14 protein-coding genes and 1 pseudogene are annotated in these 15,804 nt (G+C 56.3%); 2 read left to right on the forward strand and 13 right to left on the reverse strand.

Going from position 1 to position 15,804, the window contains the following annotated elements; all coding sequences use genetic code 11:
• Positions 1–585: RHS repeat-associated core domain-containing protein (locus VFA09_21030; protein HZU69770.1), on the reverse strand; the 585-nt coding region annotated here is incomplete at its 3' end.
• On the opposite strand from VFA09_21030, the gene VFA09_21035 reads away from it, so the two are divergent.
• Positions 556–783 carry a hypothetical protein gene (locus tag VFA09_21035; protein HZU69771.1) on the forward strand — a complete coding sequence of 76 codons (228 nt, stop codon included), beginning with the start codon at positions 556–558 and terminating at the stop codon, positions 781–783. The genes VFA09_21030 and VFA09_21035 overlap by 30 nt on opposite strands.
• Before the next feature lie 113 nt (positions 784–896).
• Here VFA09_21035 and VFA09_21040 read toward each other — a convergent pair whose 3' ends face one another.
• The 8 genes and pseudogenes from VFA09_21040 to VFA09_21075 all read right to left on the reverse strand — a co-directional run bounded on the left by VFA09_21040 (position 897) and on the right by VFA09_21075 (position 11,959).
• Positions 897–1,715 (reverse strand): HEAT repeat domain-containing protein, encoded by an 819-nt coding sequence (locus VFA09_21040; protein HZU69772.1) that lies wholly within the window; start codon positions 1,713–1,715, stop codon positions 897–899.
• Between the two features lie 24 nt (positions 1,716–1,739).
• Complete coding sequence (locus VFA09_21045; GenBank protein HZU69773.1) at positions 1,740–3,050, reverse strand: polymorphic toxin-type HINT domain-containing protein; 1,311 nt, start codon at positions 3,048–3,050, stop codon at positions 1,740–1,742.
• 12 nt (positions 3,051–3,062) lie between these two features.
• Positions 3,063–3,230, reverse strand: a pseudogene (locus tag VFA09_21050) (RHS repeat-associated core domain-containing protein).
• Between the two features lie 24 nt (positions 3,231–3,254).
• Positions 3,255–3,416, reverse strand: coding sequence for a hypothetical protein (locus VFA09_21055; GenBank protein HZU69774.1), 162 nt, complete (start codon positions 3,414–3,416; stop codon positions 3,255–3,257).
• Positions 3,417–8,999, reverse strand: a complete 5,583-nt coding sequence (locus tag VFA09_21060; protein ID HZU69775.1) for a hypothetical protein — start codon at positions 8,997–8,999, stop codon at positions 3,417–3,419. It abuts the gene before it with no gap.
• A gap of 667 nt (positions 9,000–9,666) precedes the next feature.
• The gene (locus VFA09_21065) at positions 9,667–10,494 is read right to left on the reverse strand and encodes a heavy metal-binding domain-containing protein (protein HZU69776.1); all 828 of its coding nucleotides are present in this window, start codon (positions 10,492–10,494) and stop codon (positions 9,667–9,669) included.
• Positions 10,495–10,549: 55 nt separating this feature from the next.
• Positions 10,550–11,515 carry a heavy metal-binding domain-containing protein gene (locus tag VFA09_21070; protein HZU69777.1) on the reverse strand — a complete coding sequence of 322 codons (966 nt, stop codon included), beginning with the start codon at positions 11,513–11,515 and terminating at the stop codon, positions 10,550–10,552.
• Positions 11,516–11,563: 48 nt separating this feature from the next.
• A complete protein-coding gene (locus tag VFA09_21075) occupies positions 11,564–11,959 on the reverse strand; it encodes a hypothetical protein (protein ID HZU69778.1) in 396 nt (131 codons plus the stop codon).
• Between the two features lie 207 nt (positions 11,960–12,166).
• On the opposite strand from VFA09_21075, the gene VFA09_21080 reads away from it, so the two are divergent.
• Entirely contained in the window at positions 12,167–12,943 is a 777-nt protein-coding gene (locus VFA09_21080; protein HZU69779.1) for a PspA/IM30 family protein, read from the forward strand.
• 39 nt (positions 12,944–12,982) lie between these two features.
• On the opposite strand, the gene VFA09_21085 is transcribed toward VFA09_21080, so the two are convergent.
• The 4 genes from VFA09_21085 to VFA09_21100 form a co-directional block, all read right to left on the reverse strand.
• Positions 12,983–13,633: an MEDS domain-containing protein gene (locus tag VFA09_21085; protein HZU69780.1), complete on the reverse strand. Its 651-nt coding sequence runs from the start codon at positions 13,631–13,633 to the stop codon at positions 12,983–12,985.
• A gap of 17 nt (positions 13,634–13,650) precedes the next feature.
• Complete coding sequence (locus tag VFA09_21090) at positions 13,651–13,962, reverse strand: hypothetical protein (protein ID HZU69781.1); 312 nt, start codon at positions 13,960–13,962, stop codon at positions 13,651–13,653.
• A 4-nt stretch (positions 13,963–13,966) separates the two neighbouring features.
• Entirely contained in the window at positions 13,967–14,482 is a 516-nt protein-coding gene (locus VFA09_21095; protein ID HZU69782.1) for an NUDIX hydrolase, read from the reverse strand.
• 258 nt (positions 14,483–14,740) lie between these two features.
• Positions 14,741–15,730 (reverse strand): uroporphyrinogen decarboxylase family protein, encoded by a 990-nt coding sequence (locus tag VFA09_21100; protein ID HZU69783.1) that lies wholly within the window; start codon positions 15,728–15,730, stop codon positions 14,741–14,743.
• Positions 15,731–15,804 lie beyond the last annotated feature (74 nt).

Consider the following 15,804-nt stretch of genomic DNA (forward strand, 5'->3'; position numbering starts at 1 on the left):
GTCGCCGCCTCCACCGGCTCCCCCTTGTTCCCAATCATAGGCGCGTCCGCTCGGGTCGGTCTGGGTTTCGGGATTGCCCCCCACATAGCCATACGGATTCATCCCCGATGCATTACCCTGCACGCTATCGGGCGAGAGGAACACCCCCACGACCGGGTCATAGTAGCGCGCATTGAAAGAGTCCAACCCCGTCAGGCCATCATTGTACTGCCCGGTAAAGCCTTTGGTGGTGGTGAGATTGCCGGCGTAGTAGCGCCCCTTGCCATAGGGGCCGAAGAGCTGGTTGCCCTGCACCGAGGCGCCACCTGCCGACCAGGTGATCTCGGAGAGCACACTGCCGAGCGCGTCGGTGAGCAGGAAATAGGTGCCGTTGGCGGTCAGGTCGCCCAGGAGCTGTCCGCCCAGGACGTAGTAATAGGTGTTGGAGAGGTTGCTGCCACTGGCGCTATAGAGGTGCTCTTGCAGGCCGAAGGGGTAGACGGTGTAGGTGGTGCCACTGCTGTTGGTGGAACGCTTGAGGACGCGGTTGCCGTTGGCGTCATAGGCGTACCATTCGTGGTTGGTGGAGCCGGCATTCCATTCCACGAAGCGGTTGAGGTGGTCGTAGGAGAGGGCCGCCGTGGTGCTGCTGGAGGTGCGGCCGGTGACGTTGCCCCAGGGGTCGTAGCTGCTGGCATAGCCCTGCCCGCTGGAGTTGGAGCAGGTCGAGCCCAGGGCGTAGAGGCCGCTCAACTGGTGCGGTGCGCTGCCCCCATTCAAGGGACCCTGCCACAGGTGGCTTAGGTGCGTGTAGACAGAGTGAGAGCCATTAAGCCTGTTACTTGATCACTTTTGAGGAGTATGAGCTTGGCTCATACTCCTTTCTTACATCCTGAATATATTCCGTCTTTCAGAGACTACCATTTCAAGTCCTCAAAAGCGGCAAGGCACTTTTCCATCTGCTCTTTTGTGAATCCATACTTCTCGGTAAGCACCTCTCCAACCCGCTTATAAAGTGCAGGCTTGATCCGCAGCACACGGGTAAATACCTCTGGATAATCTAGATGCGCATGCAGATAGCCTAAAGCCAGGTGGACTTTCCAACTTGAGAGTACGGGTTCTGTTGCGTCAAGTGCGGCAAGGATATCAAATCGCCCGAGCCAACCTAGCGCATACATCACTTTCCCTTGACAGTAACGCCAATAGCGCCTCGCAGTCCTGATAGATTCCGGAATGAGTTGCTCTATCTGCCTATATACTGTTAACGCCTCCAGAAGAGCAGGGACTGCCTCTGGTTGAGCCCATTCTGCCAGGATCAGGACGATCAATTCACGCCAACTATTGTAGAGCCAGAGGCCATCGCCCATGGAGCTTGGCCATTCTTTGGGTGGCAAAAACTCCGTGAGCATAGCGAGAAGCAGGGGAAAGGCCTGCTCGTCTTTCATCTTACCAAGTTCCAAGGCACTAGCCCATCTCTCGCGAGGATGAGGGCTGTGTAAGAACGGAAGCAAGAGTTCATGCGCCCAGGCTGTCCTATCATGGCCTAGCGCGAAGATCGCCACAACTCGCTCATCATCCTGTCCCTCGTTCAAGGCACGAGCGAAAGCCTCTAGTTCCAATCCCCCCCAACGGTGAAGAAAGGTCTCTAGCACTAATTCTTCAGCAGAGATGTCGTCGTAGCCCGCCATACCAAAAGCATATCGCACATATTCAGGTAGATCAAATAAATCAAACATACTTTCTCCTTTCTACGAACATACTCAGATTTTAAAGTAAAGATAAGGATCTCCTTCATCGGGATAGTGCCATATCTCAAGATTGACACTCAGCCCTGCAGCCGCATCCAACCTACTTTCCCAAACTCCCCAAAACAGTTTCAACTGACACAATTGATCTGCGCAAGGTCTATATTGTGTAACCATTTTCAGTCTATACTCAACCTCTTGGCCAAACATATCTGTGAGTCCAGGTAATTCTCTTTCGCCCCATTGGATGGCTAACTCCTCAGCGTGTGCATTATCACCATTACTCACAAAGTCCTCAGATATCCTATGCAGCAAGAGGTCATCGGATGTAATGTCGATATTAGCACTTACAACATTTGGCGTATGATTTTCCGGAGTCCACCTCGGTCCAAGGTTCTGATCTTCACGTACCTGGTCTGTCCTGGTCGCCATCTCCTGAACATCGGATGGAACCCCATCAGCGGGCACGGCACAATTATGGACCACCCACTGCCCCTCACCTACCGTGAAGGTATGATCCTGGGCTACTTCCAAATTGTACATCCGCTTGCTGCCAGGCACAACCTTCCAGCCGGTAATCTCTCCGATACTTCCATCCGCCCGCACAACATGCATGCCCACGGTGATCTTGCCGACGGGCAGGAATCCCTTTTCTACTGTCAAGAACGGATGCTTCTTATTGGTATGTACTACTTCACTTATTGCTGGCACCACTTTTCCGTGCTTCTGATGAGCAGGTGCCGTGATCGTTAGATCCACCAGATCATTATCTGGATGAATCCACACATGCAGAATGGGTTGGAGTTCCATTTGGTGTGTCTGAGAATTGTATGCCCAGACCTTCTCACCTGCATGAAGTTTCCCAATCTCCTGTTCTCCATGATCGGTAGCTACTTCTGTCCTGGCAGTGAAGCTGCAACCACCCTCGGCCGGCCTGTCGCCCTCATCGGCGGGATCGCCGGCGCAGAGCGGGGTCAAGCATCCCTCGATAATGGAACTGGCCGTCGTATTGATCGGCCAGGTCACCTGGATGCTGCCCCCATCCCCTCCTCCGGCACAGCCACCCACGCCGATGCCAATATCTCCCGGCCCGATGCCAATACTGAGCCGGCCGCTACAGAGGACTCCTGAGTCGTCAGGCAGCGGGACGTGCAGCGTGATCGTGCCTTGCACATGCTGCTGAGCGTTCCAAGTCCCTGCCATACAGTCGATTTGACTCACCCCCAAGCAGGAGTTCTGCGGGCCGGAGGCAGGAGCATAACTGTTGAGAAGATGCTGCCACTGCTTTCCCGATTCCTGGCCATTATTGGGGTCGGGCACATACATCTGCCCGGAGGGGTCGGCATAGGTTTCGGGGTTCCCCCCCACATAGCCATACGGGTTCATCCCCGACGCGTTGCCTTGCACGCTATCGGGCGAGAGGAAGACCCCGACCACCGGGTCATAATACCGGGCGTTGAAAGAGTCCAACCCTGTCAGGCCATCGTTATAGTGCCCCGTAAAACCCCTGGCCGTGGTGAGATTGCCGGCCTAGTAGCGCCCCTTGCCATAGGGGCCGAAGAGCTGGTTGCCCTGCACCGAGGCGCCACCTGCCGGCCAGGTGATCTCGGAGAGCACACTGCCCAGGGCGTCGGTGAGCAGATAATAGGTGTTGTTGGGGGTAAGATCACCGATCAGTTGCCCACCGAGCACCTAGTAATAGGTGTTGAACTGGTTGCTGCCGCTACCACTGTAGACATGCTCCTCCAGACCAAAGGGGTAGACCGTCATGGTCGTGCTGCTGCTGTTCGTCGAACGGCGCAGGACGCGGTTGCCACTGGCATCGTAGATGTACCATTCCTGGTTGGTTGAGCCAGCATTCCATTCCACCATCTCGTTGAGGTTGTTGTAGGAGAGCGTGCCGGTCGTGCCGCTAAAGCTCCGTGTTTTGACGTTGCCGGTCGAGGGGTCGTAGCTGGTGGCGTAGCCCTGGCCCGTTTTGTTGGTACAGGTCGACCCCATGGCGTAGAGGCCACTCAGTTGGTGCGGCGCATTGCTGGTGCAGTAGAGATACTGGTACTGGGTGCTACCTCCGTTTAAGGGGCCTTGCCACAACTGGCCCAGGTGCGTGTAGACAAACGTGTTGATGTAGGCGGCGATGTTGCCGGATACCCCTGGCGTGCCGTTGCCAGTGCAGGAGGGTGTACCCGTATTACCCGACCAGGTGAGGCGATTCTGTTCATCGTAGCAAAAGACCTGGGTCTCGCTGCCGCCGGAGTTGCTGTAGCCGGGGACACCAGCCTGTGTGGTGGTGGAGCTCGTGACGTTGCTGGTCGGGTCGTAGCCGATGCCCTGGGAGTAAATGGTGCCGCTCTGCCCGCTGCCACCCTGCCAGGTGGCCGTCATGCTGGTCGGGCGCAGGTCGCCATCATAGCCGTATTGTTCGGTGGCCAGGGCCGAACCCGTACTGGTCTGCAAAGCGATGCTACCCACCAGCGCGTTGACGTTGTAGGTGATGCTGGCCAGGTTGGGGGTCGTGGTATTGGTATTGTTACTCATCCCCAGCAGGCCACCATTCGTTGGGTCGTAGATCTGCGTGCTGGTAAAGCCGAGACCGGAGGGACTGGCGCTACTGGTGGTCGTGGTCTGTGACTGGTCGGCATCCGTGTAGGTCTCACTCAATTTGTAGGTCGGCAAGGCTGTGCTGACGCCCCAGCTATTGGGCAGGCTGAACACCAGGTTCTCCTGGAAGAGCCGCCCGCGCTGGTCGTGGGCAAACTTCTCGGTAGCCGTGGCCGAGCCTCCTTCAGGGAAATAGGTGGTGGCCACACTCTTGGTGAGCTGCCCGACGGGATAGTCGCTGCTGCCGCCAATCACCGAGCTATCGTAGGTGTTCTGGATGAGGGGATTGCCCCCGCTGCAGGCCCCGGTCGCGTTGGCCGAGGTGGGCGGGACGGCATCCTGCAGGCAGCCCAGGCGGCCCAGCAGGTCGTAGTTGTAGCCCAGGGTCTGGCTGCCGGCGACATCGGAGGTCAGGCGGCTGTCCGCGTCGTAGGTATAGGTATGCGTGCCCGCGTCCGGGTCCAGCAGTTGCGTCAGGCGTCCCAGGTTGTCATACTGCATCGAGACGGTGGCGCTGGTGAGGATCTGCCCGCTTTGGGGCAGCAGGTCGGTCGTCGTGACCTGGAGCGGCTCGCCCAGCACGTTGAACTGTGTGGCGATCAGTTCATTGGGCGTGAGGATGCCACCGTAGGTGCCACTATCATAGCGCACGTAGCGCGTCTCGCCCAGCACATCGCGCAGGCTTTCGCTGGCATGATTGTCGGCATCGATGCTCACAGTCGCGTCGTAGGTGTTGCTGTCGCCGTTTACGGTATCCAGCTCGTAGATGGCACAGGTGGTCGCGTTGCCACCCAGCGAGGGGCAACTGATGCCAGGCACACCGGGTGGGTTGAAGAGCGGATCCTGCACAGCGATCACACGGCCCATAGCGTCATAGAACGTCGCGGTGCCGGTGGGAGTGTGGCCATTCTTGTCGGTCGCGCCGTTGGGATCGATCCAGCCGGTGCCGCTGGCGACCTCGAAGGGGATGCTGGTAAAGCTGCTGTGCTGCTGGTCGTTGTAGACGGTGAACTGGATGGTATCATCGGCGCTATCGGGTCCCGGTGTGCGCGTCTCGGTCACGCGCCCGTGCGCGTCATAGAACGTTTCGGCCACCGCGCTGGGATAGAGCGCGGCATTGCTTTTGGTCTCAGCACAGGGCAGGCGGCTGCTCTGACTACAGGTGGAATAGCTTGTCGCTTGCTCCGTGTAGGAAAACTGCTGCTCATTCGGCTCGGTGGTTTGGACGGTGAGGTTGCCGTATTGATCGTAGGTGTAGGTCAAGGCGGTGACCTGGTGATTGACATCGGTTTCGCTGGTGGGCAGATCGCCTTGCCCAGGATCATAGGCAATGCTGGTCGTTTGTCCAAAAGCGTTGGTGCTGCTGGTGGGCAGATTGCTGGTGCCATCATAGATGGTGCAGGTGGTATAGGTTCCTGCATTCCAGGTGGTATTGTAGATGGCAGGCGCTCCACTGAGGGTGCAGCCATTTTTGTTGCTGGTGCCCCCGCTGCCATAGAACGAGGCATGGGCGGTGCCGAAGGCATCCACGGTCATCAGCTGGTTGCCGCTCGTGTCGTAGCCCGCATACGTGGTGAGTTGCGGCGTGCCGAAATTGGGCGAGGTGCAGGCGCTTTGTTGATACCAATTGACGGTGGTGAGAAAGCCTGCTGCTGGCGTGTGGACGCCCTGAGCGGCGTTCTCATCATAGCTGAAGGATTGGCATGCCAGGATATCGCCCACGCTATCATCAATTTCGCTGTGCGCGACTTTATTGACATCATAGTAGACCCAACCGTCGATGGTGGTGTCGTTGGTCTGGTAGGTCCACTTCCGAGTGAGATAGACACTGGGATAGGCGGGTGATAGATAGGGCCCGGCGATAGTCTGCTGTTGCAGGTTGTGATAGCTACCCAGTGCCGGACTCTGATGAAAATCACCCAGTCCGCTACTGTTGCGATAGTCGTCAAAGGTGGAATCCTGCTCCACCCAGGGGGCATTGGGATTGGAGGGACTGGTGCCTTCATACTGGGTGGTACGGCTGCTGATGATCATCACCTCGCAGGGCGTGTAGATGCCACTGTAGTTGCCGTTGCACGAGTTGGCGGTATTGCTGTTATCCCACCAGGGATAGCCGGCGTAGATATTCTCGGTCTCCTGCAACAGTGGACCCGAGCTACTGTTGCCCTGGTAAACATACTGGTAATCCAGCGCGCCGGAGGTATAGTTATGCGGGAATCCTTCTTGCGTCCCCCAGCCATCGGTTGAGGCATATTGCTGCACTGTCAGGTCATTGGATGGGCTGGTGATATCGACATAGGCAAAGCCACGAAACTCACTGTGGTAGTAGTCCAGAAAATCGTTGTCACTGGGTGGAATCCAGTTGTCGCCCACGCAGACCCCATTGCAGCCGCTTTGACCGGTCTCGGCCAGTTGATAATGATAGGTGGTGATGGCAGGAGCGAGTGATGAACTACTGCTATCGGTGCCGTTGACAGTGATGGAGGTGACGGATTGCACCGCCCAGGCCCGGTCATCGGGCCAGGCATAGCTGCCGGTACAATCGGAGGGATAGAGCGAACAATACATGGGGTCGAAGCGATTATCGCTATGCGCATCGGGCGTGCCATGCGTATTATTGTAGGCTTCCAGATAGGCGACGCTGCCCCCGGTCCCGCTCGCCAGATTGTCGTAGCTAGTCACATACTGCCAGTAGGTCTGCACATTGTAGTAGTCGCCTGGGTGACCTGGAATCTGCTGGGTGCTATCGTAGTAATCATCGCGTAGTGCCCCGCTGTAGCCGACCACCAGCCCTTTGAGTTGCGTGCCAGTGCCGTGCTGGTAGACGGTGGGGGTGATGCTCTCGAGCAGGTGTTCGCCCGCGCAATACATCTGCAGTTGCGTCCAATCGTCCCAGCAACTGCTGTAGCCGGACCCACCAAAGGAGAAGCTGTAGCTGTAGTCTTGATTGCCGGGGCTATCGGTTCCGACGTAACTGGTGATCGAGAGGGGCGTAAAAGTCGCCATCACCTTGGGCGCCGGCAGCCCTGGAGACGGGAAATCGACGGGATCGTCACAGCGCAGCGGTTTGCATGAGCCACTGTAGGCATGCACCCACGACCCATCATCGTAGGGTCCCTGGTAGCTGAAGTCCACGGTGCCCGAGATTGTCGAGCCGGTGCCATAGGTGATCTGCTTGATGACGGCGTCGCGGATGGTCGTGTAGCCATAGGGCGTGGTTTTGTCCTGCTCGTAGGTGACGCTCAGGAAGCGGCCCGACGTTCCCGGCCCCTCATTGGCCGGGATGACCTGGTCAAGGTCCCAGGCATAGTTGTGCCGTGTGCCGCTCGAGTCGGTATTGTATTGCAGCGAGTCAGCAGTACAGCCAAAGATAAATTCGGTACCGGAGGTATCCCAGACATCAAAGCAGGGTTGGCCATTGACGGTGACCTGCTCGATCTTGAGTTGGGAGATATGTTCGGTCAGAAAGTTGGTGGGCGACTTGGGATTGGGCACCAGCAGGTCACTGACGTGGTCGACTCCGCTAATGGAGTACCAGGTGCCGCCGTTGTTGCGATACTCGTCGGCCGTGATCGCTCCCAACGAGAGCGACCAGCCCTCGCCAAAGTCGTCGGCGGGCGAAGCGCGATTATGCCGGCCATTCGTGGCGGCGCTCGAATAGGTCAGCAGGAGTTGGGGCACAGTGCCCAGCGGCCCGGGAGCAACCGTCAGCGGGTAGGAGTAAACGAACTGGCCGGAGTTGCCCTGCATCGTGCCAAGCAGTGGTACCGGTGGGCTGGCGTTATCGGTATTGCCTCCTCCCTCGTCGAATGGACTATTGGCAATCACGGTCGTTTGCCCAGACAGGGTATGCGTTTTGGGATTGTCTTGCAGGGCGATGAGATAGGGGCGCAACGACTGGTGATTCGTTCTGGCGGCAGATGCCAGCGCCGGCCAGGAGAGGAAGAGTTGTGCGGGATCCAGGCCCATCTGCGCGATGACCTGTGGATCATAGTGATACAGGATGCTGATGGGGTGCTGCAACTGAATGCCCTGAACCGGGTTGTTATGCGCGTCGGTGAGCAGTACCGAGTATTCGCCCAGTGTATCGAGCTGCCCCAAAAAATAGCCGTGGTTCTCGGTAATGGTCAGGATGAGCGAGGTATCCTTGTTGGCAGGGACTCCTTTGCTGGTGGTAGCATGGGAGAGATCAAAGGTAGCCGGTTGAATCTGGAGTTCGAGCCGCTGATCGCTGCTGAGTAGATCGAGTGGTTGGGGAGTGTGTCCAGGTGGATTCCCCACCAGAAAGGCGCGGTCCAGCACCTGGCGCAGTGGTTTCATCGTCGGCGGTTCCGCGCTGGGCGGCAGGTGTTGGTAGTCGGCCAGGTGTTCACCTTTGGCCAGTTTGAGCGATGGGGGATTTTTCGGGAACTGGAACGGGCCATGGTAGATCGAACGGTTTTGTTGCTCATGGAGGAATTGCTGTAACGTCAGGTGACCTGGGATGGCACGTGGTGGTTTCACAGCGGCATCGGCAGCGGGAGCACTGGCGGCCCAGTTGCCTAGCACACCCGAGAGCAGGAGCAGGCCGAGCAAGGCGGAAAGCAACAGGCGGCGAGGCGACGTTGATGCCATCCGTCGCGAAGGGCCATGGTCGTATGAAGAAGCAGAAGAACGCGAAAGACCCTGGGACATGCCAGCACTCCATTTCTTGTCAATGACCATCAGCAACACACTACATACGGCTATAGCGACCTGGAGATATAGGCATAAGTACATCAATATGACAGTATGAGCATGAAAGATAGTTTGTGATGTAACGCGCTTTCATGACCATAAAGTTATACTGAGAAAAGGTAGTTTGCTATAGAACGCGCTACAGTACACGATTGGACAAGATCAGGAGTGATCTGCACCCAGGTAGTATTACGAAGGAGTTGTAATCCTGTCATCCGATCCCCGTCGGTGGCAGTCCAGCTTACTAAGTAAGTATACCTAACGGTTCAGGCATTTGTCAAGGTTTTTAACAGCTTTTCGAGAAAATGGTTGTAGGAAACAAAGGTTGGTTATCACGAGCAGGATATTCGAGAAAGACAATTCTGGTTAGTTCGGGTGAGGGTGGATGAAAATATTATGTGAAAACGTGTACTGCGTATGCGGGAGCAAGGAGCCATAGACTCAACACACGCCTTTACTGATTGATGAAGTTTCATCATCGAAATCGGTAAGCACCCCCTCCCATGTCATTCTGGGTGCAGCGAAGAATCTCCGTCCTTGGGCCCAGAGATTCTTCGCTGCACTCAGAATGACATGGGGAGACTGTTCTGCTTACTGGTTTACCAATTTCGGTAGTGAAACTTCATTAATCGTTGAGTAACAGCGACAGCGATGGTGGGGGCACCTCGTGATCTTCTTTAATGGGGATGACGGCGGTACCAACAGCGAAAAATTCGATAACGTGCGAGCCCCAGCCGTGGTTGCGCTCGCTGATCTGCGTGCCCACGATACCCTGCGCGTTCAGGCTGACAGCCTCGGCCTGCATGCGTTCCATCGCCAGTTCGCGTGCGTCGTAAAGCGCCTGGGTATAGTTGGCCATTTCGACATTCTGCCCGACCTGCCGCATCCACTGCCCAATACCTTGCTGGGCAACGTGATAGACGCAACTGCCCATCACCATGCCGACAGGACGATAGCCGGTCTGGAGTAGCGTCCAGAAATCCTGGCCCGAGAGATCAGACGTGAACGGCATGCCGTGCGCATTGCGGAAGTTCTGGCCACTGCGCGAGCGAATAGCCGTGCCGATGGCGACAAATTCAGCCAGCGACTGACCCCATTCGTGCCGGGTTACTTCCAGGCGCACGCCGACGATACCATCGGCTCCAAGCTCGTTGGCCTCCTCTTCCATGCGCGTCATCGCCAGTTCACGCGCGTGATACATGGCCTGGCTCAGAACATTCACCTCCTGGTTCTGCCGCCAGCCAACAAATTGAAAGCCAATATGGTAAATTGAACTTCCTACCACCAGCCCGACGGGATCAAAACCGGCCTCGCGCACAAGCAGGAACTCGTTGACGCTGAGATCGCTGGTGAAAAGCCCATGATGTTTGGCGTCGCCGCGCATAGACCTGAGCCGCTCACGAGCATGAACCGGCAAATCGTTGCCCTGCGGCTGCGGTACTTGACTGGACATATGAAAACTCCTTCTATTTAGCATTATTAACTTTAGCAATCCCGGGCGGTGCCAACTATTCTCGGAAAGTCAGCTCCTGCACTTCCCCACGCCGCCCGGGTCGCAGATCGGTAAAGGTGAGCGTGAGTTTTGGGGATGGTATCACGTGATCGGGTCTGCGAGCGATAATGGCTGTGCCAATAGCCGAGAAATGTATCATTAAATCGCGATAGGTTGTCGGGTCATTTTCGCGTTCGTACTCATTTTCCTGTCTATCGAATCCAATGTGCATGCCGACGACTCCAACGGCATCGAAGCCGCGGGCCATTGCTTGCAGGCGACTCATGGCGAGGTGGCGAGCAGTATAGATGGCCTGTGTGTAGTCCGTCACCTCTATATTGTTCCAGCTGCGCATAACCTGGTTGAGTTGCCAACCGGAAGAGATGCAGTAGGAGCAATAGCCCATGGCGATGCCGGTGGGTAAATAGCCAGCCTGGAGCAGCGTCCAGAATTCCTGGCCCGAGAGATCACTGAGGAAAGGACGTGGGAACAAGGGCGCATTCGGCAGTCGGATGGCCGTGCCGATAGCCGTATACTCCACGAGATTGGAACCCCATTCGAAGTTGCGCAAGCCGAAGCGCACACCGATCACTCCATGCGCCTTCAGCAGCGAGGCCTCCTGTTCCAGCCTGCCCAGGGCAAGTTGCGCCGCATGCAGGTGCGCGTTGGTCAGGTTAGTTAATTCATAAGCAACGGTCATACGCGGAAAGCGCGTGGTATATTGCCAGCCAACGTGGTAGATCGAACTGCCCATCACCTGGCTCAGAGGCTGGTAGCCGCTGTTGCGGGTGAGCGCGAACTCCTTGATACTCAAATCGCTGCTGAACAGTTTATGGTCTGCTTCGGTCTCTTCTCGCAAGCGGCGTTGTGCCTGGAGTGGCAATCCACCCTCCTCCAGGGAGCGCAGGCTGGCCTCCGCCTCCTGCTGCGCCTGTAGTCGCTGCTGTTGTTCTTCTGGAGAAGAGCGTTTCCAGAAGGGCATAGTCGCCTCCTTCTATCCGGGGCAAGGGCGTCGCGACTCGTCCATGCTCTATAATAAAAATCTTTCAAGGGCGGCGCGAGCCTGGGTGCTTTGTCCGGCCAGCTCGACGAGGGCTTCCGACAACTCGTCAATCCATTGCTCGACCGGAATCTGCTCGGTCTTCAGCACGATGCCGCGCACGATTTTTGCGCGCTGTGCGATCAGTGGTCCCTGTCTATCGCGGCCAATGCGGTACTGGTAATCGCCCAGGGATACAGCAATTTCCTTTACGGGATGCTCGCGAGCAAACATGCCGCCCTGGCGAGTGACGGTTGTCTGACCGGGCAATGCGCCTTCCAGCTTGGTAGCCAGGGCCTCTAAAAAGGCTTTGACGTCAGTGTTGTCGGCACGCAGTGACGCGGCGAACATTTCCATGCGCAGCGGCTCACTGAGTTCGTCATGCATAGTCGCCTCCTTTTTATATGTACGATTGTAGCGCGTTAGAATAAAATATGGGAGATGAAAGGCTTCAGATCATCCACTATTCGCATCCTTATGATATCATAGCTGTGGAAGTGGCATTCTTACAGAGAAAGCTGTAAAATACAGGAAACTTATCAGTAGGGTATGTTCCTAAAGAGGATATGTTCTTTAAATTAAGGAGGCAGTCAGATGGGCTTTTTTTCACGCCTCGCCACGTTGTTTCGTATTCGCGCGAACGCGGCCCTGGATAGGGCCGAGGACCCCGGTCAGGTAATGGATTACTCGTATACAAAGCAGCTCGAGCAACTGCAACAACTGCGGCGCTCGATTGCCGATGTGGTGACGAACGAAAAGCGGCTGGAGATGCTTCGCTCCCAGCTTTTGCAGCAGAGCAATAAGCTGGATTCGCAGGCGATGCAGGCGCTACAGGCGAATCGCGAGGACCTGGCGCGTATGGCCTTGCAGCGCAAAGAGACATTGATAGTTCAACTCAATAGCTATGAGCAGCAGATTGCCCAACTGAAGGAGCAGGAAGAGCGACTGATCAATATGGAGCGCACAATCTCGGCCCGCGTCGAGGCTTTCCGCACGCAAAAGGAGATGGTGAAGGCGCAATATGGCGCGGCACAGGCGCAGGTGAAGATCAACGAGGCGGCCACGGGCATTTCTCAGGAGATGACCGAGATGAATCTGGCAATGCAGCGCGCGCAGGATAAGGTATTGGCGATGCAGGCGCGTGCCAATGCGATGGAAGAGCTGATCGAGCAGGGAACGCTCGGCGAGCAGGGTATGCTGGGACCGGGGCAGGGCGATACGTTGGACCGCGAGTTGCGCCAGATCAGTTCCCAGCAGAACGTCGACGCGCAGTTGCAGGCAATGAAACAGCAATTGCAACTCGGTGGTCCCGGCGCAGGGCAGCGGCAGCTACCGAGCCAGACAAGCGATGATAATCAGGTCAATAGCTAGAACCGGTTGCCACAGCTTCGCTGTGGCAACCGGTTCTAGCTATTGACCTGAATTTTGTTCCTTATTCCGATTGATGCGCAGGATTTTGAGCATATATTGCTCAGAATTCAAATAGTAGGGGTTGCGTTTGATGTACTTGCCCACGACGGCGATGGGATGCAGCTTGAGCATCTCTACGACCAGGCTGGGAATTAATTTACTGTGGTCGTAGTGCATCAACGCGATGATGGGCGCGTTCTGGAAGGTAAAGACGGCATCCGAGGCGGCCTCGTACTTCAGAATCTGTTCCGGGGACGCGATATCCTTGGTGAGCCAGGTCATATCAATGGAAATACGTACCGCCTGCCATCCCTCTCGTAGGGCCTGGGCAATAAATGTCTGGTGGGAAGAGAGTAAGGCATAAGGGTCGAAGCGCTTGCCGTTGGAGAGGAAGATCTCGCGTTCGTCATGCAGCACCAGTTGTCCCGCCTCGATTGCCGCATCGACATCGATCTGTAACTTCTGCAGCTCTTCGCGGAACTCTTTCAATTGTGCCGGAGCGGCAGCAAACATGCACTTTTCCGAAAGCGAAAGGCCCACACGCATCAAGCGCGCAGTGACACCCGGAATCTCTGTCACTTTACTATAGAGTTGGCAAATATGCGAGCCGGGCGGAATACGCTCCGATTTACCTTCAACACTTAGATCCATTGCAACCTCCATGGTCATTACTGGCTTCTTTCAGCCTTCCATGCCTGGCGAATACGAGCAGCTCTGTTGCTCATGCTGACAACTACCCAACCCAGTAGACCGAAGATGAACACGCCCGAGAGAAAGGCGACGACGAAAAGCAGGATCGTCCTATGCAGGGTAAATGACCCGATTACGGCTATTACCAACGTGATAAGCGACATGGTGAGCGGAAAAAACAGCATCCATGCTACCAATACGCGCAATCCTTGCTTGCGAGTAAGCGGCTGCTCCCCACTGTAAGGGAAGAGCAAACGCCGGAAGAGCGAATAACGCCGCTGGCTTTGCATCTGACTAATGCCGTCCTTCCTGATCGCCGCGGCGGTCCTGTAACCAACGGTGCAATACTTCTTCCGCCTGGTAAAGGATATTCACCTCATTCTGATACGTCAGGCGGCGACTGGCCTCGGCAAAAGGAAACCATTCCACGACATCGTATTCGTGGTCATGCAAAGACGTATCGCCTCCGATGGCCTCGAACAAGAAGTGACGTACCTGTTTTTGGTACCGTACATGGTCGCGCACAAACGAGTAGGAGATGCTCCCGATATAGGCAATCAGGCGCACCTGCAAGCCGGTCTCTTCCTGCACTTCTCGCACAGCAACCTGCTCGATTGTTTCTCCAGCGCGTGGGGTTCCCTTGGGTAAAGCCCAGATGCCGGGGTGACTCCGTCCCACGAGAGCTACCTCTACTATTGTATCACCGAATTGCCCCGACCCCCACAAATCCAGATCCGTGACCATCCTGTTCTGCGGACTATCTATCGGAACAAGACGAAAAACAACTCCTCCCGCGGAGTAAGCTCGCATTGTTCGATATCGCTCCATACTGCTTGAAATCTATTTATCCAGTCAAAAAGAATTGGGCGCGACCCCTTGTCGCGCCTTGCAATTGCCCTCATTGCTTCTGGGTTGACCTGTGATGACCACCTGCCCGCCACATAATACCGCTTTGTCCCTGTCGAAAAAGTATAGCTAATGTACTTCAGCGTGTCAAGAGAGGCGCCGCGAGTGAGCATTATGCCGGTGCGGGCAGGCGTCAAGCCCTGTTCCTGCGGGTTTCGCGCGTCAAGAAAGCACGCTGCGGATGGCGAGCAGGTTTTCCGCGGGCGTCTCAGGCGGAATCGAGCAACCGGGCGCAAGCAGAAAATGCCTTCCGCCGGTCAGTTCCAGCGCCTTCTCGACCTCCTCGCGCACCTGCTCCGGTGAGCCATTTTTCAGCACGGTTTTTTCGCTGATCCCGCCCATTACGGCTTTATCGGAGCGCAATTTGCCCTCACCCAGGTCAGGATTGCCCTCGACGGTGGCCGCCCAGTTGATGGCCTGCACCGGGTAGGTCTCAAGCAGGTCAAAGTAGATGTGAGAGCCGCAGTTGTGCAGGATATTGAATTTGCTCCTGCTCTTAATGGCATCCAGGAACTCCAGGTCATATTGCTCGCCGAACTCGCGATACTGATCCGCGGTTAACATGCCCTCGCTCGCCCAGCCATTGGTGGCATAGAAGATGCCGCTGGCGCCCTCTTCCAGGCAGGCGATGGCGTAGTTGATGAATGTTTCGGTGATAACGCGCAGGGCCGCGTGCATGGCGTTGCGGTCTTCAGCGATAGTCTGTAGCACAGGTTCGTTTTTGTTGCCCGCCAGGTACTTTGCAACCCCCAGGGGACAGAAGATGGTCTGGACGAAGTAGGCGTCGTAGCCGATGGAGTGGTTGATCAACTGCAATGCCTTCAACTGCTCGCCCAATGCGCCCTGGTCGGGTTCGAGGGGTCGCAGTCGCTTCCAATCCGAGGCGCTCCTGATGGGAGTATCTTCTATGATGGGCGCTTTGTATTTCTCCCCTGATGGACGCACCTGGACGCCCCATCCCTCGACATGATAGCAGGCGCGTGGGTTGACCTTCATATAATCCCAGTCATAGCGGGTGAAGTTCTCAACCATCGCCTCGGCCAGCGATTGCGGATGCCATTCCCGTTCGAAGTCGTGTCCCCACATGCTGGCAGGAACTCGATCTACCGGGTCTCCTCGTAGCGCTGCATCTACACGTTCCTTTTTGTTCATAAATATTCCCTTTCCTTCTAGCTAGTTCCTTCCTGATGTCTTCCTTGAAAGGGCCGATGATGTTCTTTTTGTCA

Source organism: Ktedonobacteraceae bacterium (assembly GCA_035653615.1).
Taxonomy (GTDB): domain Bacteria; phylum Chloroflexota; class Ktedonobacteria; order Ktedonobacterales; family Ktedonobacteraceae; genus DASRBN01.